The 18,076-nt window shown below is 64.7% G+C and carries 17 protein-coding genes; 11 read left to right on the forward strand and 6 right to left on the reverse strand.

All coding sequences use genetic code 11. The features are described from left to right. Positions 1–19 precede the first annotated feature (19 nt). The gene (locus BSF38_RS06220) at positions 20–946 is read left to right on the forward strand and encodes a lysophospholipid acyltransferase family protein (protein WP_076343986.1); all 927 of its coding nucleotides are present in this window, start codon (positions 20–22) and stop codon (positions 944–946) included. A gap of 31 nt (positions 947–977) precedes the next feature. Here BSF38_RS06220 and BSF38_RS06225 read toward each other — a convergent pair whose 3' ends face one another. Continuing rightward, positions 978–1,568 (reverse strand): hypothetical protein, encoded by a 591-nt coding sequence (locus BSF38_RS06225; protein ID WP_168189319.1) that lies wholly within the window; start codon positions 1,566–1,568, stop codon positions 978–980. 208 nt (positions 1,569–1,776) lie between these two features. Between BSF38_RS06225 and hisD the strand changes: the two genes are divergently transcribed. From hisD to BSF38_RS31920, 6 genes are all read left to right on the forward strand, one after another. After that, positions 1,777–3,105: a histidinol dehydrogenase gene (gene hisD, locus BSF38_RS06230; protein WP_076343990.1), complete on the forward strand. Its 1,329-nt coding sequence runs from the start codon at positions 1,777–1,779 to the stop codon at positions 3,103–3,105. Between the two features lie 33 nt (positions 3,106–3,138). Continuing rightward, on the forward strand, positions 3,139–3,690 hold the full coding sequence (locus BSF38_RS06235) for a cupin domain-containing protein (RefSeq protein ID WP_076343992.1): 552 nt from the start codon (positions 3,139–3,141) through the stop codon (positions 3,688–3,690). Positions 3,691–3,906: 216 nt separating this feature from the next. After that, positions 3,907–5,139 carry an aminotransferase-like domain-containing protein gene (locus tag BSF38_RS06240; protein WP_237170763.1) on the forward strand — a complete coding sequence of 411 codons (1,233 nt, stop codon included), beginning with the start codon at positions 3,907–3,909 and terminating at the stop codon, positions 5,137–5,139. A 117-nt stretch (positions 5,140–5,256) separates the two neighbouring features. After that, positions 5,257–6,507, forward strand: a complete 1,251-nt coding sequence (locus BSF38_RS06245; RefSeq protein ID WP_076343996.1) for an LptF/LptG family permease — start codon at positions 5,257–5,259, stop codon at positions 6,505–6,507. 59 nt (positions 6,508–6,566) lie between these two features. Further along, positions 6,567–7,346, forward strand: coding sequence for an LptF/LptG family permease (locus BSF38_RS06250; RefSeq protein ID WP_237170764.1), 780 nt, complete (start codon positions 6,567–6,569; stop codon positions 7,344–7,346). Further along, a complete protein-coding gene (locus tag BSF38_RS31920; RefSeq protein WP_237170765.1) occupies positions 7,268–7,738 on the forward strand; it encodes an LptF/LptG family permease in 471 nt (156 codons plus the stop codon). Before BSF38_RS06250 ends, BSF38_RS31920 begins: the two co-directional genes overlap by 79 nt. Before the next feature lie 32 nt (positions 7,739–7,770). Here BSF38_RS31920 and BSF38_RS06255 read toward each other — a convergent pair whose 3' ends face one another. Further along, positions 7,771–9,423: an ABC1 kinase family protein gene (locus tag BSF38_RS06255; RefSeq protein ID WP_237170766.1), complete on the reverse strand. Its 1,653-nt coding sequence runs from the start codon at positions 9,421–9,423 to the stop codon at positions 7,771–7,773. Between the two features lie 244 nt (positions 9,424–9,667). Between BSF38_RS06255 and BSF38_RS06265 the strand changes: the two genes are divergently transcribed. Beyond that, the gene (locus tag BSF38_RS06265; protein WP_076344000.1) at positions 9,668–9,991 is read left to right on the forward strand and encodes a hypothetical protein; all 324 of its coding nucleotides are present in this window, start codon (positions 9,668–9,670) and stop codon (positions 9,989–9,991) included. A 202-nt stretch (positions 9,992–10,193) separates the two neighbouring features. On the opposite strand, the gene BSF38_RS06270 is transcribed toward BSF38_RS06265, so the two are convergent. The 4 genes from BSF38_RS06270 to BSF38_RS06285 all read right to left on the reverse strand — a co-directional run bounded on the left by BSF38_RS06270 (position 10,194) and on the right by BSF38_RS06285 (position 14,096). Next, positions 10,194–10,718, reverse strand: a complete 525-nt coding sequence (locus BSF38_RS06270) for a TPR end-of-group domain-containing protein (RefSeq protein WP_076344002.1) — start codon at positions 10,716–10,718, stop codon at positions 10,194–10,196. 237 nt (positions 10,719–10,955) lie between these two features. Continuing rightward, positions 10,956–12,140, reverse strand: coding sequence for an ADP-ribosylglycohydrolase family protein (locus tag BSF38_RS06275; RefSeq protein WP_076344004.1), 1,185 nt, complete (start codon positions 12,138–12,140; stop codon positions 10,956–10,958). 703 nt (positions 12,141–12,843) lie between these two features. After that, on the reverse strand, positions 12,844–13,128 hold the full coding sequence (locus BSF38_RS06280; RefSeq protein ID WP_145951994.1) for a hypothetical protein: 285 nt from the start codon (positions 13,126–13,128) through the stop codon (positions 12,844–12,846). A gap of 404 nt (positions 13,129–13,532) precedes the next feature. Further along, on the reverse strand, positions 13,533–14,096 hold the full coding sequence (locus tag BSF38_RS06285; protein ID WP_076344008.1) for a DUF2617 family protein: 564 nt from the start codon (positions 14,094–14,096) through the stop codon (positions 13,533–13,535). Positions 14,097–14,446: 350 nt separating this feature from the next. On the opposite strand from BSF38_RS06285, the gene BSF38_RS06290 reads away from it, so the two are divergent. From BSF38_RS06290 to BSF38_RS06300, 3 genes are read left to right on the forward strand one after another with little or no spacing between them, the layout of a single operon-like run. Continuing rightward, on the forward strand, positions 14,447–15,163 hold the full coding sequence (locus BSF38_RS06290; protein ID WP_076344010.1) for a class I SAM-dependent methyltransferase: 717 nt from the start codon (positions 14,447–14,449) through the stop codon (positions 15,161–15,163). Positions 15,164–15,202: 39 nt separating this feature from the next. Further along, positions 15,203–17,098: an ArnT family glycosyltransferase gene (locus BSF38_RS06295; protein WP_076344012.1), complete on the forward strand. Its 1,896-nt coding sequence runs from the start codon at positions 15,203–15,205 to the stop codon at positions 17,096–17,098. Beyond that, positions 17,095–18,033: a CDP-alcohol phosphatidyltransferase family protein gene (locus BSF38_RS06300; protein WP_076344014.1), complete on the forward strand. Its 939-nt coding sequence runs from the start codon at positions 17,095–17,097 to the stop codon at positions 18,031–18,033. Before BSF38_RS06295 ends, BSF38_RS06300 begins: the two co-directional genes overlap by 4 nt. Positions 18,034–18,076 lie beyond the last annotated feature (43 nt).

The raw sequence follows: 18,076 nt of genomic DNA on the forward strand, positions 1-18,076 counted from the left end.
GCAGGACGAGGAGCAGGCGATGGATCGACGCGCGGTCAACATCCGCAAAGGGTTTCTACGAGGGGTGTTGCCATTCGTTCGACTGTTGCCGCTGCCCGTGGCGTCCAGGTTCTTATCGGGCATCGGCCGGTTTGAATACCGCATGAGCAAAGGGGTTCGCGCGGCGTTCGATTCGGCCGTTTCGCAGGGGGGCAAAACTCTGCGGTGCGACTGGGACGTGCCGGCCGTCGGCGAGCGGCTCGCCGGCAACCACATCCTCTGGCGGTCGCGCGACCTGCTGCTCGACGGCCCCTCGAAAGAGCGGGCGCTCAACATGTTCGACGTCGAGGGGCGCGAGCATCTCGACGCGGCGTTGGCCCAGAAAAAAGGCTGCGTGCTGCTCACCAGCCACTTCGGGGCCCACATGCTGCCGGCGCACTGGCTCTATCGCCAGGATTACCCGCTGCGTCTCTACATGGAACGCCCGCGCAACGTCTCTAAGTTCATGATCGATCGCTTCACCGACGACGGCGAATTGAGCCAGGGCAAGCTGTTCATCTCGCGCCGGGGCGGCTCGACCGACGCCGCCAGTAGCATCCTCCGCGCGGTGCGGGTGCTCCGGTCGGGCATGATGCTCTTCCTCGCCGGTGACGTCCGCTGGAGCGGTCAATTGACGGCCGAAGCCCATTTCATGGGCCAGACCCAACGGTTCTCGACCACCTGGATCGCCCTGGCCGCGATGAGCCAGGCTCCGGTGGTACCCGTCTTCTGCCGCATCGGCGACGACGACCGCTACCACCTGGAATTCCAGCCCTCCTTTCAGGTCCCGCGCGACGCTCAGCAGGAAGACAAATCGAGCGTCTACGCCCAGCGGTTCCTCGATCTCCTCGAAGAACAGGTCCGCCGCTATCCGTCCAACAGCAACGAATACCTGTTCTGGAAAGAGCCCGAAGAGTCGGCGGTCTGATTTTGGGAGCCGTTCCCGCGCCCTGTCGACCTTACGGGGCGTCTTTCGCGGCCTGGGGGGCGGAGAAGACGACTTTCCCCTCCTTGTCGTACAGCTTGAACGCAACCGAGCCGTCCGGATTGATCCCCAATTCGATCTGGCTGCGGGCGTGTTCTCCGATGAAGCCGAGCGCCGCGACGCCCGTGCGGTCGGAGGTGAGCATAACGCCCGAATCGCGCTCGGTGTCACGCAGGGCGATCGCGGGACCTATGCCCTCGCGGACGTCCAGAGAGAGTTGGTGCCTGCCGGCGGCGTCGCTCAATTGGATGATCGGCGAGTCGCAGCCGTCGAGCATGAGCGAAATCCGCGCTTTGCCGTCCTTGCCAAGCAGCACCGGCCTCGGCGTGCCATCCGCCGCCGACGTGATGTCGAGCTTCGTCCGGCCGTTCGAATCGACAAGCTCAAATCGCTCGGAGCGGATCGTTTTTGGAGCCCACCCTTGGGCTTGGACCCTTTGCAAGACGGCCAGAGTCACGACGACCAGGATCACAAGACAGACGAGACTGGCCGTCGCTCGAAACCTGACCTTCCCTTCCAGGTCGTCCAGCCGCCTGGTCACAATGTCGATCGCATGGTTCTGCATCGTTGTTGATTTCTTATGTACGAACTTTAAGGCTGTGTATGAGTGGGCGTCGCTCTTTCCAGCTTTTATATGTCCTGCCACAAAGCGGAACGATTGATTGTGGCTTGGCAGCACACTCTCTAGCACATTCGCCTTCGGGCTCGTAAGATTCCAGCCGGGATTTCGAATCCGTCACGAGCGGGGACGGACAGGAAAAGGAGCGCACGCGGTGGAGAATTGGCTGAAGCGCGGGGTGGATCAGGCGGAGGCGGCCGAGGCGGATGCGAAGGTCCGCGAGACGGTCGAGCGCATCCTGGCCGACATCGCCCGGCGCGGGGATGCGGCGGTGAGGGAGCTTTCCGTCAAGTTCGACAAGTGGGACCGTGACGATTATCGACTGTCGCCGGCCGAGATCGAAGGCTGCCTGGCTCAGCTCAGCAAGCGCGACATCGAAGACATCACGTTCGCGCAAACGCAGGTTCGCAACTTCGCCCAGCATCAGCGCGCGGCGCTGTGGGACGTCGAGGTCGAGACCCTGCCTGGAGTCCTCCTCGGCCACAAGAACATCCCGGTCGGCTCGGCGGGCTGCTATGTGCCGGGCGGGAAATACCCGTTGCTGGCCTCGGCCCATATGTCGGTCGTCACGGCCAAGGTGGCGGGGGTGCCGAGGATCGTCACCTGCGCGCCGCCGTATCAGGGGAAGCCCTCGGCGGCGATCGTCGCGGCGCAGCATCTGGCGGGGGCGGATGAGATCTACTGCCTCGGCGGCGTCCAGGCCGTCGGCGCGATGGCCCTGGGGACGAAATCGATCGCCCCGGTCGACCTGCTGATCGGCCCCGGCAATCCGTACGTGGCCGAAGCCAAGCGTCAGTTGTTCGGCCGCGTCGGCATCGACCTCTTCGCCGGTCCGACCGAAACCCTCGTCATCGCCGACGAGACCGTCGACGCCGAACTGTGCGCGACCGACTTGCTCGGCCAGGCCGAGCACGGCCCGGATTCGCCGGCGATCTTCTTGACCACGTCGGAGAAGCTCGCCCGCGAGACGATGGCCGAGGTGGAACGGCTGCTCACGATCCTCCCCACGGCCGCCGTCGCCCGGCAGGCCTGGGACCGGCAAGGCGCCGTCTGCGTGGCCGACAGCGACGAGGAGCTGGTTCGGATCGCCGACCGCATCGCGTCCGAGCACGTCCAGGTCATGACCCGCGATCCCGACTACTTCCTGAAGAACATGCACAATTACGGCGCCCTGTTCCTCGGCCCGCGCACCAACGTCGCGTTCGGCGACAAGGTGATCGGCACCAATCACACCTTGCCGACGATGAAGGCCGCCCGCTACACCGGGGGGCTCTGGGTCGGTAAGTTCCTCAAAACCTGCACGTATCAGAGAGTTCTCACGGACGAGGCCTCGGCGCTCGTCGGTGGCTACTGCTCGCGGCTTTGCGCTCTCGAAGGCTTTGTGGGGCACGCCGAGCAGGCCAATATTCGCGTCCGACGCTACGGCGGCGTCGACGTGCCGTACGGCGGCGTCGTCGAAGCCGACGAGGCCAGATCCGGTTGATTTCGATCTGATTTTGAGAAGGGAGCTGACGCAATGGCGGAAACGAATCCTCGCCTCGAAACGCTGTATTTCAAGCCCAACGGCCGCGTTCCCAATAGCCGCTTCCCCGTCCTGATCCACCGAGGCGTCATCAAGGCCGCCGCGGGCGTCGACCTCGCCGACGCGATCGAAGAGACGTTCAGGCGGAATGATTGGCTGAACAACTGGCGCGAACTCGGCGTGTACGACTACTATCATTTCCATTCGACGAGCCACGAAGTGCTCGGCATGGCGCGGGGGACGATCACGCTCCAGCTCGGCGGCGAGGGCGGGACGATCGTCAAGCTGACGCCTGGCGACGTCGTCGTGCTGCCCGCCGGCACATCGCACACCCGGCTCGACAATTCGAGCGATTCCCAGATGGTCGGCGGCTATCCCGACGGCCGCGACTGGGACCTGATCCGTGACGAACTGGTGACCGAAAGCGAAGCGAAGGCCGCCGTCAAGCTGATCGGCAGCCTGCCGATTCCGGCGCGAGACCCCGCCACCGGCGAGATCATGACGCTCTGGCGCGACGCGCCCAGGACGTACGGCATCCAGTTCTAACGGCGAACCACGGGGCGGCCGGGGGTGTCGAAACCAAGACGACCGGCCGCGGCCTCGGGATTGCAAGCCAACTTGACAGGCCTTGGCGGGTCGCTAGAGTACGCCCTGACCCGTTCGATCGCTTCTTTTCGAATCTGGTTTCGACTTACGATGACACTACGGACCTCCCTCAGCGCCGCGACCGCCCAAACGAGTCCCCCCTCGATCAGCAGCTTGATGAAGCTCGCGCTCGAGAAGCCGGAGCTCGTCTCGCTGGCGGCAGGGTTCGTGGATCAGCAGTCGTTGCCCGTCGAGGAAACGACCCGGGCGACTGAGAAGGTGCTCGGCGACGCCCGGGGAGGACGTTCGGCGCTTCAATATGGAAACACGATCGGTGACGAGGCGTTGCGGACGCTTCTAGTCGAGCGTCTCGAACAGGGACATGACGCGGCGCCCGGGACGTACCGCGACGCGGTCGCCCGCACGGTCGTCACGACCGGCTCGGCGCAGTTGATTTACCTGGTGGGCGAAGCGCTTCTCAATCCCGGCGACATCGTCCTGGTGGAGTCGCCGACTTACTTCGTGTTCCTCGGTCCGCTCGAAACCCGGGGCGCTCGGGCCGTCCGGGTGCCGATCGACGGCCAGGGACTGCGGATCGATGCGCTCGAAGAGGCGCTCTCCCAGATCCAGGAAGACGGCCAGCTCGATCGGGTGAAGCTGATCTACACGATTCCCGAGCATGCCAACCCGACGGGCATCAGTCTTGCGGAAGATCGCCGCAAGCCGCTGCTCGACCTGGCGAATCGGTGGTCGAAGATCGCGGGAAGGCGGATCTTCGTGCTGGAAGACGCCGCGTACCACGGTCTGTCGTACGGCAGGCCCGAGGCCAAGAGCATCTGGAGCCTCGATCCGGAAGCGGAGACGGTGATCCTGGCCCGAACGTTCAGCAAAACCTTCAGTCCGGGTCTGAAGTTGGGCTATGGAGTTTTACCCAACGAGCTGGTGGACCCGATCTTGAGATTGAAGGGGAACCACGACTTCGGTTCGTCGAACTTCGCGCAGCGGCTGTTGCATCGGGTGATCGCCGACGGCGATTACGACCGGCACGTCGAGCGGCTGCGGGAGATCTACGGCCGCAAGCGCGACATCTTCCTCGACGCCCTCGATCGGTTTCTCAAGCCGTTCCAGAACGAGGTGACGTGGACGAGGCCCCAGGGGGGGCTGTTCGTCTGGATGACGATGCCGGAGGGGATCGACACGGGATTTGACGGACCGCTGTTTGCGAGGTGCCTGGCCGAGGGGGTGATCTACGTCCCTGGCGAGTTCGCCTTCGCTCCGGAACCCAGCCCCTTCCCTCGCAACCACTTGCGGCTGACCTTCGGCGTGCCGGACGAGGAGACGCTGGTGGAAGGGGCCAGACGACTGGCGGAAGCGGTGTGCGCAACCTTGAGTCCGTCTGCGACTGCGTGAACGAAGGAGGCCGTCGCGAAGGGCCCTCGCACGACGCGGAGGGCGGGCGCGACGGACGGCAAGCGAGATCGAGCCCCTTCCCAGGGGGCAAGGACGCGATTCTGGGGAGGACTCGGCTTGGGTATCCTTCAACGCTACGTCTGTGGAGAGGTGTTCCGCGCGTTCGCGCTGGCGCTTCTGACCATGACCATCATCTTCGTTCTGTTCATGGTCGCCGCCGAGGCTTTGCGAAGCCGCATGCTGGCGCCGATGGACGTGCTCAACCTCATTCCTTATGTGATCCCGAGCACCCTGCCTTACACCATGCCGGTGTCGCTGTTGTTCGCCGTGACGGTCGTTTACGGCCGGATCGCCGGCGACAACGAGATCATCGCCGTCAAGAGCGCGGGGGTCAGCGTGATGGCCGTCATCTGGCCCACGATCTTCCTGGGCGCGGCCGTGAGCGGCTTTCTGTGGCAGACGAGCCGGACCTGGATTCCCCAGAGCGCCCACCAGGCGAAGCTCGTGCTCTTCAAGGACCTCGAAGATCTCATCTACAAATATCTCAAGCGAGACAAGGAATTCTCGGCTCCCGGCATGCCGGTCTTCATCAAGGTGCACGACGTCGAAGGCCGGTTGTTGATCAAGCCGACCTTCAAGAAAAAGACGAAGAACGCGGACAACACCGACTCTTATTCGGAGACGATCCAGGCCGACCGCGCGCGGCTCCAGTTCGACCTCGACAACAAGCTCGTCGTCGTTCATCTCGAAGGCGCGGAGGTGCAGAACCATGAGGGCGACTTCGACGTCACCCTGCTCCCCAATCAGACGTTCGAATTTCCGCTGCCGTCGAACAACAATGCGTTCGCCTTGAAGTCGATCCAGGAACACACCAACCGCGAGCTCGATGCCGAGCTGGTGATCGCCAAGGAACGGCTGGCCAACGATCGCAAGCGTCAAGCCATCGGCGCGGGGTTTCTCTTCGCCTCCGGGCGGTTCAACCGCGTCGACGGCGTGAACGGCGTCAATTGGGGCGTGGCCGGCGTCAACTGGGCGGACGTCGGTCAGGCCGCGAACCAGAACAGCTACTGGCGAAAGCGTTGCAACGAATTCGAGACCGAGAAGCAGCTTCGCAGCTCGATGGCGTTCGGCAGCCTGCTGTTCGTGATCCTCGGCGCTCCGATTGGCATCCGGTTCGCGAAGCGCGACTTTCTCAGTGCGTTCATGACGTGTTTTCTGCCGATCATCGGTCTGTATTACCCGCTCATGCTGTTCGGAATCAACATGGGCAAAGAAGGGACGATGGAGCCTTACAAGGCGCTCTGGATCAGCAACCTGGTCCTGGCCGTGCTGGCCGGCTGGGTTTATCCGCGAATTATCAAGTATTGATTCCGACGGAGCGGCCGAGGCGGGGGTATGATTAACCCGCGTCGGGGAGGGGGTGGTCGTTGAAGATCATTGATCGAGAGCGCTTCTGGGCCTTCCTCAAGGCCTACGTCATCTGCTACATCTCGTTCGTCGGCCTCTGGATCGTGCTCGACGCGTTCTCGAACGTCGACGAGTTCATGAAGCGCGCCGTTGGCTTCCGGCAGTTGATGAGCGTGATGGGTCGGTACTACCTGGTCCGTCAGGCGGATTTCTTCGACAAGCTCGGCAGCGTGATCAGCATGATGGCGGCGATCTTCACCGTCACCTGGATGCAGCGCGCCAACGAGCAGCTCGCGATGCTGGCGGCGGGGATCAGCACGCATCGGATGATCATGCCGGTCATCGTCTCGTCGATCGTAGTCAGCGGCCTCTCGGTCGCGAATCAAGAGCTGATCATCCCCCGGTACGCCGAGGAGCTTCAGAAGTCGCACGACGACGACGGCACCCAGAAGATCACCATGCTACCCTCTCGCTACGATTCGCGAGGGCTCTGCATCATCGGCAAAGAAGCCGACCGCGCCTCCAAGACGATCACGGGGCGGTTCAACGTCACGGTCCCGAAAGAGATTTTCGGGACGGGAAGCCAGATCGAGGGGAAGCAGGCGACGTACATCACGGCCGACCATCCCACCGCCCCCTGCGCGGCGGGTGGCTGGTCCGGGGCGCGACGATCGGGCCGCCGCTGCCCGACAAGGCCCTGGAAGACCCCGAGTCGATCGTCGTGGCCGTCAAGGACGTCGCCGGTTTTCCGCCGCCGTTCGGCGACGTTCGCGAGATCGCCGGAGACGTCGTCTTCCTGAAGACCACGCTGTCGTTCGAGGCGATGACCCGGAAATCGAACTGGTATCAGTATGGGTCGATGGTCGATCTGGTCAACGGTCTCGTCGACCCCGCGACCGATTCCTCCGATCGCAACGACGTGACGTTGTACATCCACGTCCGGCTTTTGCGCCCCTTCCTGGCGCTGACGCTCATGTTCATGACACTGCCGCTGGTGCTCGGCGGCTACGGCCGCAACATGTTCGTCAACCTCGGCTACGCGCTGGGCAACTCCGCGCTCTTCTACGGCGTCGGGCTGTTCTGCCAGTACCTCGGCAGCAGCGGCGTCCTCGCCCCTGCTCTAGCGGCCTGGCTGCCGCTCTTCTTCTTCGCCACCCTCGCGACCTATCGCTGGGGCCAGATCCGGACCTGACCGACGGGCCCGACTCATCATGGGGGATCCGATCAGCTTCGCGACATGGTCCAACCCAGCCAGAGGCTGAGGATCACGCCGGCGGCGTAGCCCGTATACGCCAGCGACGCCGGCCCGACGCGCAAGACCAGCGACGACGCCACGAGCAGACCCGAGATCACGATGCCCATCGCCAGGATGTTGCTGGCGCGGATGAGTTGCTTGACCAGCCGCTCGAAGCCCTGGAGGTCGAACTTGACGTTCAGCTCGCCCCGCTTGATCGATTCGAGCGAGTGGCTGAGCAAGTCGGGCAAGAGCGTGGCGATTCGCTGGAGGTCTTCGGCGGTCCGCACGGATTGGTTCAAAAGCCGGATCGGATGGTAGCGGCGGAGCGCCAGCGCGCGGAGCGGCGGCTCAAGCTGGCGGGCGATGTCGAAATGGGGGTCGAGCTGTCGGCCGGTGCTCTCGATGGTCACCAGCGAGCGGATCAAGAGTACGAGGTCGGGCGGGATGTGCAGGTGGTGAGTGCGGATCACCCGGACCAGTTCGCGGAGCAGGACGCTGAGATCGATCGCGTCGAGTGACAGCTCCGGATAAGCGTGGATGAGTTCGTCCACGTCGCGCCGGAGGGCCTTGGGGTCGACCTGGTCGCCGCGGACGTCCAGCGCGTCAAGGGCCTTCAAGACCCGGTCGACGTCCTGCGCGATGAGGCCGGCGAGGAGGTCGGCGATCCGCTCGCGGGTCCGACCGTCGAGCTGGCCGAACATGCCGTAGTCGAGGGGCGCGATCACGCCCCCGGGCAACACCCGAAGGTTTCCGGGGTGGGGATCGGCGTGGAAGAAACCGAACTGGAAGATCTGCTTTATCAGGATTTTCGCGCCCGCGATGGCGACTTGCCCGGGGTCGAGCCCAAGCCCGCGGATGCCTTCGAGATCGTCGACCGAGACCCCTCCGATGAACTCCATCGCGATCACCCGGGGCGTCGAGAACTCCTCGACGGCGAACGGGATGTGGGCCGTCGGATCGCCTGCGAACTGCTGCTGGCAGCGGTGCATCGTCCGCAGCTCGACCGTGAAGTCCAGCTCCCGCTTGAGGCTGCGCTCGAACTCGAGGGCCAGGGCCAGCGGCTTGTAGACTCCGAGCGCGGGCAGCCGGCGCTCGGCGAGCTGGGCCAGGTTTTTGAGGATGTCGAGATCGGCCTGCACGACCTTTTGGATCTCCGGCCGCCGGACCTTGAGCGCGATCGTCCGGCCGTCGTGAAGCACCGCGCGATGGACCTGCGAGATCGAGGCCGAGGCCACCGGCACGGGGTCGAGCGAGGCGAAGCACTCGGCCAACGGCCGGCCATACTCCTTCGTGAGGATCGCCTCGGCCTGGTCGAACGGGAACGGGCGGACGTCGTCGCGGAGGGCGGCGAGCTCGTTGGTGTAGGCTTCGGGAATCAGATCGGGGCGGGTGCTGAGAAGTTGCCCGAGCTTGACGAACGTCGGTCCGAGATCCTCGCAGACCATCCGGAGTCGCTGCGGCCGGTCGTGGACGGGAGGCGTCTCGCCGAGGGCGGCCCGCTCGATCGGCCGGATGATGGCGTCGAGGTGAAGCGCCGAGACGACGTCCTGATAGCCGTACCGCACCAGGGTCGTGAGGATCTGTCGGTATCGCGGGAGGTCGCGAAGATGATTGACGGTTTCACGAATCAAGTCGGCCACGACGCTTTCCGTCGGAGCGAGCCGCCAGTCGCAGTCGCCGTCGCAAACCGCCCGACGCCGCGCTGGATCAAGCGCGGCGTCAGCGATCCGTTCGGCTCGTCGGGCCGTTTCCCGGAAGCCCCGGCGCGGTCGTCGACTCGCCCGGCTGATGCGATCGCCTTGCGTAATTCGGCCAAGTTGGTTAAACTCTCATTTATCGATCGAGACGATGAGGTAGCCTGCGTCCTCTTTGGGGAACCCTTGCATGCCGACCCAGGAACAGACCGGAATTCGCCCGCTCGAGTCGCTTGATGATTTCGCCGAGACGCGATGCGAAGCGATTGGGTTTATCTTCCACGGTAATCTTGCCGTGGTCAAAGGGAAGGGTCAAGGCTCGACCACAACCAATCTCCTGCACTTCGCTCGTTGCGCACGGCTCGAGAAGATCAACGAAGAAGACACCAAAATCTGGTTCCGAAGCGTTCGCCTGGCGCACACGCACCTTGACGAGCTCGTTGGATCCAAGCGTTGGAAATGGTGCAAGTACTGCGAGAAAGAGATCACCCAGCGCGTTCTCGACGAATCCTGATCGGCCTCGCGTCCGGCCCTCTGGATGGCGACGTCTCCTCAACGCTTCGATTCGGAATCGGGCCCAACGACGGCCTCGGTTCCGAAGACGAGGCCCGTGCCGTGCCGACGGCAGTCGGCTCGGGCGCGGGGTTGCGACCCGTCCCACCCCTGTTCTGAAGCCAATGCTCAAACTCACATCGATTCGATTGCCGACGCGCCGGCTATTTCGAGGCCGTGGCGTCTCGCAATAAGCGTTCAAAGGTCGAGTTGCCGCGGAGCGTGTTGAAATCGCTCTCGTCGGGAATCAGCCTGCGCAGTTCGGGCTTGAGGCGAAGGGCGACGGTCAGCTCTTCGAGGGCCTTCGACGCATTCGACGCGAGGCTCCAGTAGCACGCGAGATTGTAATGGATCAGCGCGTTCTCCGGCTCATGACGCGCCGCTCGTTCGAGCGAGTCGACGGCCTGAGCGAGGCGATTCGTCCGCTTGTAGCACCATCCCTGGGCCAAGGCGACGGCGATGTCGTCGGGGCGGAGGGCCGCGGCGACTTCAAGAGAGATGAGGGCCTCGCGATAGCGATCGAGGCATCGTAGCGCCTCGCCCTTCAAGAAGCTTGCCTCGAAAGGCATCGTCGGCCATTCGGAGCGACTCTCCAGGATTCCCAGCGCGTACGACGGCATCTCGAGCATGAGGTACCCTTCGGCCTCCTCAAGCTGCCTGCGAATCCGTGTTGGAGTGGTCGAGCTCATCGGGGCTCTGCTCCATGACGATCGTTTACTTGTTTGTTTCCATCCGCGTCCCCATAGGGGACGAACACGCGCGACGCGTTTCACTCGTGCATAGGGTCAGCACAACTAGTGTATCCTACGCGGCGGGAGTGCGATCGGAAAGAGGGCGCGTGTGTGGATGGGCGAATCTTCCGGTCGGCGCGAGTCCGCGACGCCTCACGGCCGCTGGCTGAGAGCGGCGCGCGGCGTCGGGTCGGCTCAGATCACCTGGTTGGCACCGCAGTCGCCGCCGTTGCGGGCGAGCGAGGCGTAGTGTCCCAGGTGGACGCCTTCCTTGTGGCTCAACTCTTGCTCGGTGGCGATCAGGTCGGGGATCTCGAGTCCGGCCGCCGAGCGGTGGGCGAGCGCCAGGGCGCGGTTCTCGATGCCGATTCGGTTCTGAAGGCCGTCGAGCCAGCGGCGGGGGATCTCGTCGACGCCGTAGTAAGCGCCGGCGAGGGCACCGAGGATGGCCCCGGTGGTGTCGGTGTCGCCGCCGAGGTTGACGATCTCGGTGATGGCTTCCTCGAAGCTTTCGGTGGTGAGCAGGATGTAGAAGCAGGTTGGAATACAGGCCGGAGGGAACCCCATCGTGGGTCGCTTGCAGTCGGGCTCGGCACCGTGGCGGTTGGCCTCTTCGGCCAGCGCGGGCAAGGCTCGGTCGCGAGGCAGGTCGAGGATCGACTCGGCATGGGCAAGCGCCTTCGACAGCGATCGCGGATGGCGGTCGAGCGACATGACGACGTCGCCGTAGTCGTCGGCGATGCGGGCCTCGTCGCGGGCGACGTCGGAGGCGATCCAGAGCAACAGGCTGGGGTCGCGGGCTTCGCCGGCGGCCAGTCGTCGCACGCCGTGGGCGACCGCTAGGGCGCCGCTGAGGCTGCGGATGTCGCGATGGGTCATGACGCTGGCTTCCATGACCGAAGCGAACAGGGCGTCGCATTCGCCGTCGCAGTACAGACCCACCGGAGCGATCCGCATCGCGGCCCCGATCCCGGCCTTCGTCTGGCCGCTCCAGCGCGGCTCGATCCCGCGCTGAAGGTCTCCCAGCACCTGGCGGAAGCTGCGGCCGATGCCCCGGTGGACGCCGAGGAACGACCCCTTGGGCTCGGCCATCGCGAGGTACAACTCGGCCAGACGCTGTTGATCCACGCGGCCGAATTCAAGCAGGTTGTCGCAGAGGGCCAAGGCCTGTTGCGTGTCGTCGGAGTAAAGCCCCCGCATCCGCCAGCGGTAGGGCTTTCGCTTCCAGGCTTGCACGCCGTCCACGTAATTCTTGACGCGGCCGTAGTGCGTCTTGATCTGCTGGGCTGTGAGGCCTTCGAGCGGAGCCCCAAGGGCGTCGCCGACGGCCAGGCCCAACATACACCCTCGGACGCGATCGATTCGGGACATATGAGGCATCGTGGCAATGCTCCTCGGGTGCCGAATCGCTTACCGGTGACGCCGGCGGCATCCCTCGTCCGGACGATGGCAAGATAACCGCCTGGACGAACCTAGCCAACCGTTTTTTTGTCGGGGAATCGCTCGCCGCTCCGATTGCGACGACGCCGTGGCACAAGCGGCGCGTGACCCCCGAGTCACTTAGGATCGATCCAAGCACACCAGACTTTTTTCCTTCGCCGCGAAAAATTCGTTCTCGGCGCGATTCGACGACCAGGGGGCGAAGGCTGTTTGAGATTGCTGTGGGATTCAAATGAACAGGGGCTGAAGCACACCCCGCGGTTTCTGGATTCGCTTCACTTCGGGAACCGGATTCGGTGAGCGGCGACGACACGCGGTCTTGGACTCGGCTCTTGCTTGACGACGCGTGCGACATCCCCAGTATCGGATCGCCGGCCTCGCCGAAGCAGTGCGCGGACCATGGAATTCCCTCGCCGATCGGACGGGTTGCGTGTAATCGCGACAAACGGCGCGATGCGTCGAGTCGTCGGTTCGTTCCGTCCATTCGTTCGTCGAGCGCGCCTTCGATGACTGTAGATCCGCCTGCAAGAATCGAGCCGCCGAGCGGTGAGCGACGCCGGTCCTGAACCAAGGCCAATGCTTCCCGGTCCATATTCCGACTCCACCGTCGCCCGGCGGAATTCGGCGGCCGTCTCGGAAGGCTTTACTTCCGGAACCCGCCGCTCACATGGAACTCGGCCACGGAGCTGCCCGCGCTATTGCTCGGGACGACCTCCGTGTAAACGTCGGCCTTGCGGCCGTCGTTGAGAATCAGGCGATAGCACGTCTCATGGCGGAGGCGCCGAAGCATATCGGTCGGCGCCTCGAAGTAGCCGAAGAACGACTTTCGCCCTCGATGATCGTTGCTGGCGAGGAAGCCGTCGACTCCATCGAGTACGACTTGTTCCCCGTCGAGAAGCTTGCCTCGAATGTGCTCCATCCGTTCCATCGAAGACCTCCCCGGGATGAGCGTTGCGTCATCCCGCATTCGCCTTATAGGAAACCGGAAAGGGACTCTTCGGGACCGACCTGGCCTTGATCCTCCTGCTGGCGAGGGGCGCGACGGTCCCCTACTGCCCAACCCTGAACGAACGAGCTTGTCGACGTCTGGAGCCGCGGACCAACCCACCGCGAGCGCCAACGTCCGACTCATCGTAATGCGGCTCATCCAGACAGGCAACAAGCGATCCTCGCCATCATCGCGAGAATCAACACTCGACCGCTCGATGTCGATCTCTCAGCCCGACCGCTCGGGTCGACGCCCTGAGAATAAGTCATGCATGGCTGTCCGCGTGGCTGCCTGATTCTGTCCCATGCGGCCTACTTTGTCAAACTCGGGAAAGAAAAGTCGAGTCAGGAGTTCGAGAGGCGAGGGAGCAACTCGTAGAGCGACAGCGAGCGCACGATGGCGAGTTCGTCGGGGAAGGTGTGGAAGGCCTGGATCGAGATTCCTCGGGTGCGGGCGTCGACGTGGATGCGGCTGATCGGTCGCGGCGCCAGGCGGTTGGAGGACCCGAACTGGTGGAAGAGGCCGTCGAGGGTGGAGTCGGCGGTCATTTCCTCGCAGAGGTGGCGAAAGACTTCGGGGTCGACCCGCTCGACTTCGAAGCACGCCTGGTAATCGAGCAGTTCGCCCGGGCGGAGGGTGGTGGAGCGCTCGTTGCGAATCGGCGAGTGGTAGAGCAGCCCAGGTTCCGGGAGCAGGGTTTCGGGGCCGGCGAGGACTTCCGTCAGTCGAAAGGACCGCGAACCGAAGACGATCGAGTGGCCCCCTTCGATGATGCGGACGTCGGCTTGCCATTCCCCGCGCGAGACCCGAAGGTGCGCGCGAGTCGAGAACCATTCCGGGTGAAGGGAACGGTGAAACACATGAAAGGCCAGGTCGGCGATTCGAGCCCGTCCGAAACTCACGCCCATGATTCGAATGTCCTCTCATCCGCTTCCTCGCGGCGTCTCGACCTTTTCAGGCTCGCGCGGTGGACATGACGATGACCCTGACGATGAGTATAGGAAAGATCACCACCTCGATCAAACTTCCGAGCGCGGGGGCGTCCGCACGTTGCGACGGCCGCCGTCCGGTCCGCTTTCACGCCTCGACCTGGATTGACCCTTTCCCGGCTCGGTCGTAGACTGCGTCGCCGATCCGCGGGCGGACTTCGGACGAGGTCCAGCCGCCGCGGTCCGGATCGACGCCTGCCGGTCTCGCGAGGGAAAGTCCGAGACGGCAAGGAATTCCGTCACGCCACCGACAGACCAGGGACGGTCTCATGGACACGCTGCTACACCCCGAGCCGCTACTTCCCCTCCGCGCCTGGCGGGCTCTGCGATCACGAGGCGTCCGCTATGCATGGCACAAGACGCTTCGACGCTCGCTCGGCCGATGGCCGACGTGGAAGCGCCGACTGATCTACGCTGATCCTCGCGCGTATTGGACGCTCCGGGGCGGTCGTGATTATTTTCGGGAGCAAGAAGGTCAGGTCGGCCGCACCCTCCGCGCCGAGTGGATCGCGGATCGGGTGGCGGCCTATCGACCGACCTCGATTCTCGAAATCGGCTGCGGCTACGGCAAGCTCCTTCAGGCGATCCGCGTTCGGACCGACGCCCCTCTCGCCGGCCTCGACTTCAGCCGTTCCCAGCTCGGCGCGGCGCGCGAGTTTCTGAACGGTCAAGATGACGTCGAGTTGTTTCTCGGACGAGGCGATCAATTGCCGTTCGCCGATGGGTCGTTCGATATGGTCGTGACCTCGGCCGTGATCCTCCACAACCCTCCCGAGATCGCCGACAAGATCCGCCGCGAGGTGATTCGCGTCGCTCGCCGGTTCGCCGCGCACAACGAAGAAATGAACGTCAGCTACAACCGCTACGGCTACGACACGGCCGCCTGGTACCGCAGCCAGGGTTTCCGGATCGCCGAATCGGGGCCGATCCCGATGGACCCCGATCCCGTGCTCTCCCAGTTCTGCGTCGTTCGAGTCAACGGATGATCGACAACTGATCGCTGGCCCAACCGAGGTGTAACAGGGATGTTCGACCTGGGATTCGCACTCTTCCTGGCGCTGGTCTCCGCCGGTCTCGGCTGGCGGATCTTGCGATGGCTCGGTGGCTCTCCCGAGCATCCAGTCGACGTCTTCGGGCTCGCTCTGCCGCTGGGCATGGGCCTGCTCGCGCTGGCCGCCCTCCTGCTCGGCCAGTTCCGCGGCCTGAACATCATCGGCTTGGCGGTGCTGGTGGGGGTCGTGACGGAACTCGGGCTGTTCTCGGGCTTTCGGCTGGTTCGCGAACTCGCGCGATCGGCGGATTTCGGATCGGCCTGGAAAGCCGCGCGGGTCGACGATCGCGTGATGGGGGTTTTTCTGATCGCGACCGTCGCCGCCACGGCGCTGACGTCACTGACGCCGGTCACCGACGGCGACGCGCTCTGTTACCATCTTCAGGTTCCCAAGGTCTTTCTGATCCAGGAATCGGTCTTCTTCGACCCCGACCTTCACGAGACGGTTTATCCGCTGACGGCCGAGATGCTCTACATGGTCGCCTTGGCCTTCCGGGGACCGATCGCCTGCCGTTGCATTCAGTGGATGCTCGGGCTCGCCCTCGCGGCCAACGCCACGGCCCTGGCCCGACCGAGCCTGGGCGGCCGAGCCTGGTGGGCGGGCATGGCGGCCCTGCTCGTGCCGGCGGTCACCAACGGCATGACCGCGCCGCTCAACGACGTCGCGCTCGCGGCGTTCGGGACCGCGGCGATCGTCGCCTGGGTCCGCCTGCTCGACAACCCGGGTCGCAAGGCGGCGATCCTCGCTGGCGTTTTCGCGGGGCTGGCGGCGGGCGTCAAATACCCGGCCCTCGTGCTCTCGGCTCTGCTGGTGACGGGCATCGTGCTGCGGCCGTTGTATGAGCGAAGGCGGGTGGCTGAACTGGGCTGGTCGAAGTCGCTCCGGCTGGCGGCCTGGTTCGCGTTCGCGGCGGCGGCGGCCGGTGGAGCCTGGTATCTCCGGGCGTATGTTTACACCGGCAACCCGGTCTTCCCGTTCTTTCGGTCGTGGTTCGGATCGGGACTTGAAGAAGTGCTGGCGCCGATCAAACGGCCACTGCCTGTAACGCTCTGGAACATCGTGACTTCCATCGGTCCGTTGACGCTGGAGCCGCACCGGTTCGACAGCTTCGCGCATCAGTTCGGGCCGATCTTCCTCCTTTTCCTGCCGGCCTTGCTGCTCGAAAAGGCGCCCCGTCGGGTGCTGGGGTTGGTCTTGCTCGGCTATGGTTTTCTGATGGTCTGCATGACGCAACGGCAGAGCATGCGTTTTCTGTTGATCGCCGTCGGGCCGCTCTCGGTCGGCGTCGCCTACCTGGCGGCGACCTGGCGCGAGCGCCAGACGATCCCAGCGCGGGTGCTGGCGACGTTGCTCATCGCCGTGCTCGGCCTCGAAACCTGCGTGGCGATGACCCGGGCGGGACGGTCGGTCGGTACCGTGCTCGGCAGCGAGTCCTCGGTGCAGTTTCTGGCTCGTTGCGAGCCGACGTTCAAGGTCGGGCGCTGGGTGTCGGAACATCTCCCCCGGACGGCCCGCCTGATCGGCCAGGACCACCGGGGCTTTTACATTCCTCGCAAGTACACGATGGAACTGGCGCATCGGCGTCGGACGGGGTTGGGCGCGAACGGGGAGTCGGATCGCGAGATCATCGACGCCCTCCGTCGCGACGGCTACACGCACCTGATGCTCTGTCCGCCGAAGCCCGACGGTGAGGTCGAGGTCGAATTCGACCCGACGCTGGGCACGTTGCTGGCTCCCTGGCTGGCATTGCACAAGCCGTTGTACAAGGAAGACCTTGGCGACTCCGACGGACTGGTTCGCAGCTACGCGATCTATGACCTGGAGGTCGCCGACCTTGGGGCCGTCCGGACCGACGGCGTGATCCGATGAGCGCTGATCATCCCAGCCTCACGCAGTTGCGGGCGGTTGTTCAGAAAGGCCGACACCGCGAGATCGGCAACTGGCTGGCCCGGCGCGTGGCGCGGCCGTCGGCCGTTTACGGGACCTGGTTGGCGGTTCGGCTCGGGATCACGGCCAACCAGGCGACGCTCGCCTCGCTGGCCGCCAGCCTCGGCGGCGCGGCGGCGATCGGCTCGGGAGACCGCGTCGCGTTCGTGGCCGGCGTCGGGCTGTGCCACCTGGCTTTCTGGCTCGACCACGTGGACGGTCAGATCGCGCGATGGCGCGGCACCGCGAGCCTCGACGGCGTGTATTACGACTATCTGATGCACCACATGGCGAACCTGGCGTTGGGATTCGGGTTGGGTTTCGGGCTGGCCCAGAGAACGGGTGGCCTGTTCTGGGCACCGGTCGGGTTTGCGATCGCCGCCGGTTGGGCCGTGCTGAGCCTGCACAACGACTGCCGCTACAAAGCGTTCTTCCAGCGGCTCAAGAGCAGTCCGGAGAACTATCGCGTCGACGGCGGCGCGGGGGGACGGCCCGCGCCGCCTCCGGCGTGGCCTCGTCGCGGCCGCGCGGCGATCACCTATCCGTTGTACAAGGCGTGCGAGCCGCACGTCGTGCTGCTGGGGCTGACGGGGCTCGCGGTGTTGGCGGTCGTTGATCCGCGAGCCTGGGAAGCCTGCTGGAAGGCTTGCGCTCTGGCGATGGCCGTGATCGCTCCGTTGCTGGGTGCCGCCCGCGTGGCGCGGTCGGTTTCGAGGCGATCGACCGAAGCCGAGTTCCGCGCGTGGTTTCGGCCGATCGGGGAATTCGTCGCGGGCGCTGGCGATGGGAACGTCGTTTCTCGACACCGCCCCCTGGACATGGCCGGCGACGACGTAGTATCACCGACTGCGGAGGATCGATCGAACGAAGCGGCGTGACCGGGACGCCGCCGAACCGGTCCGGTGCCTTTCGCGAGATCGC

It is taken from the genome of Paludisphaera borealis (genome assembly GCF_001956985.1).
Taxonomy (GTDB): domain Bacteria; phylum Planctomycetota; class Planctomycetia; order Isosphaerales; family Isosphaeraceae; genus Paludisphaera; species Paludisphaera borealis.

Coding starts and splice junctions, on each gene's coding strand:
- BSF38_RS06220 (WP_076343986.1), top strand. CDS start 20: ATGGATCGACGCGCGGTCAACATCCGCAAAGGGTTTCTACGAGGGGTG.
- BSF38_RS06225 (WP_168189319.1), bottom strand. CDS start 1,568: ATGCAGAACCATGCGATCGACATTGTGACCAGGCGGCTGGACGACCTG.
- BSF38_RS06235 (WP_076343992.1), top strand. CDS start 3,139: ATGGCGGAAACGAATCCTCGCCTCGAAACGCTGTATTTCAAGCCCAAC.
- BSF38_RS06240 (WP_237170763.1), top strand. CDS start 3,907: ATGAAGCTCGCGCTCGAGAAGCCGGAGCTCGTCTCGCTGGCGGCAGGG.
- BSF38_RS06265 (WP_076344000.1), top strand. CDS start 9,668: ATGCCGACCCAGGAACAGACCGGAATTCGCCCGCTCGAGTCGCTTGAT.
- BSF38_RS06270 (WP_076344002.1), bottom strand. CDS start 10,718: ATGAGCTCGACCACTCCAACACGGATTCGCAGGCAGCTTGAGGAGGCC.
- BSF38_RS06275 (WP_076344004.1), bottom strand. CDS start 12,140: ATGCCTCATATGTCCCGAATCGATCGCGTCCGAGGGTGTATGTTGGGC.
- BSF38_RS06280 (WP_145951994.1), bottom strand. CDS start 13,128: ATGGAACGGATGGAGCACATTCGAGGCAAGCTTCTCGACGGGGAACAA.
- BSF38_RS06285 (WP_076344008.1), bottom strand. CDS start 14,096: ATGGGCGTGAGTTTCGGACGGGCTCGAATCGCCGACCTGGCCTTTCAT.
- BSF38_RS06290 (WP_076344010.1), top strand. CDS start 14,447: ATGGACACGCTGCTACACCCCGAGCCGCTACTTCCCCTCCGCGCCTGG.
- BSF38_RS06295 (WP_076344012.1), top strand. CDS start 15,203: ATGTTCGACCTGGGATTCGCACTCTTCCTGGCGCTGGTCTCCGCCGGT.
- BSF38_RS06300 (WP_076344014.1), top strand. CDS start 17,095: ATGAGCGCTGATCATCCCAGCCTCACGCAGTTGCGGGCGGTTGTTCAG.